This window comes from Bacillus sp. LR--39, assembly GCF_053613335.1.
The window spans coordinates 1-1372 of the sequence record NZ_JBSIOT010000168.1 but is presented as its reverse complement, the minus strand read 5'-3'; the positions used below and the strand labels follow the sequence as shown (position 1 = coordinate 1372).

The 1372-nt window shown below is 52.0% G+C and carries 2 protein-coding genes; both read left to right on the top strand.

Translation table 11 applies throughout. The features are described from left to right. Positions 1 to 340 (top strand): 5-oxoprolinase subunit PxpB (gene pxpB / locus ACWHAR_RS21455; RefSeq protein ID WP_452087765.1); only part of this gene is annotated, 340 nt, incomplete at its 5' end. A 2-nt stretch (positions 341 to 342) separates the two neighbouring features. Further along, positions 343 to 1350, top strand: coding sequence for a 5-oxoprolinase subunit PxpC (gene pxpC / locus ACWHAR_RS21450; protein WP_080316933.1), 1008 nt, complete (start codon positions 343 to 345; stop codon positions 1348 to 1350). Positions 1351 to 1372 lie beyond the last annotated feature (22 nt).

Sequence of the window (1372 nt, the reverse complement as noted above, 5' to 3'; positions counted from 1 at the left end):
GGAAGTAATCGACATTCATACAAACGGTGAATATGTGGTATATATGCTTGGCTTCGCGCCCGGTTTTCCTTTTCTAGGCGGGATGTCAAAACGCATTGCAGCTCCGAGAAAATCATCGCCAAGACCGTCGATTCCCGCAGGTTCGGTCGGTATTGCGGGATTGCAGACAGGCGTTTATCCGATTTCAACGCCGGGCGGCTGGCAGCTGATCGGCAAAACGCCGCTGGCTCTTTTCCGGCCGCAGGAAAACCCGCCGACGTTGCTGCGGGCGGGAGATATTGTGAAATTCGTTCGCATCTCAGAAAAAGACTATCACGCCTATAAGGAGGAGTCCAATTGAGCATGAAAGTATTAAAGCCCGGACTGCTCACAACGGTTCAGGATATAGGCAGAACGGGTTACCAAAAATACGGCGTTCTGGCCAGCGGCGCTATGGACACGGTTTCACTGCGCATTGCCAATCTGTTGATAGGAAACGGCGAAAATGAAGCAGGTCTCGAAATAACGATGATGGGCCCCGGTCCGTCGTTTCATTTTTCAAAACAGACACTGATTGCTGTGACAGGGGCGGACTTCACGCTGCGTATTAATGACGAGGAAGCGCCTTTATGGAAGCCTGTGCTCATCAAGGAAAACAGCAAGGTCAGCTTCGGCCCCTGCAAACTCGGCAGCCGTGCTTATTTGGCGGCAGCCGGCGGCATCGAGGTGCCTGCCGTCATGGAAAGTAAAAGCACATACGTCAGAGCAGGCATCGGCGGACTTCATGGCAGAGCGCTTCAAAAAGAAGATGAACTGAACATTGGAGAGATGTCAGCTCTTTCGCAAACCATCCTTTCCCGCTTAAGTTCGCAGCTTGGAAAACAGGGGTTTGCAGCACCGAAGTGGTCAGTCAGCCGCAGCAGATTTCTGCCATTGAAGAAGAATCCCGTCATTCGGGTGCTGGAAGGAAAGCAATTTGCCTTTTTCACAGAAGAATCAAAAACGCGTTTTTATCAAGAAGCATTTCGTGTCACTCCGCAGTCTGACCGTATGGGCTACAGGCTCAAAGGAGAACCGCTCGAACTGAAGGCCCCGCTTGAGATGGTGTCAGAAGCGGTTTCATTCGGAACAGTTCAGGTGCCGCCTGACGGCAACCCGATTATCCTGCTTGCAGACCGGCAGACGACTGGCGGCTATCCGAGGATCGCGCACATCATATCCGCTGATCTTCCGATTGTTTCCCAAATCATGCCGGGCGAGCACGTTCAGTTTGAGCCTGTGTCCCTCCAGGAGGCAGAAGCGCTTGCGGTAGAACGGGAACAGCATATAAAAGAACTGAAAACGAGAATGAAGATGGAATGGCTGACATAGCAAAGGGGATGAATGATGCAGA

What these genes read in the sequence shown, in the direction of transcription:
- pxpC (WP_080316933.1), top strand. Translation starts at nt 343, where the DNA reads ATGAAAGTATTAAAGCCCGGACTGCTCACAACGGTTCAGGATATAGGC.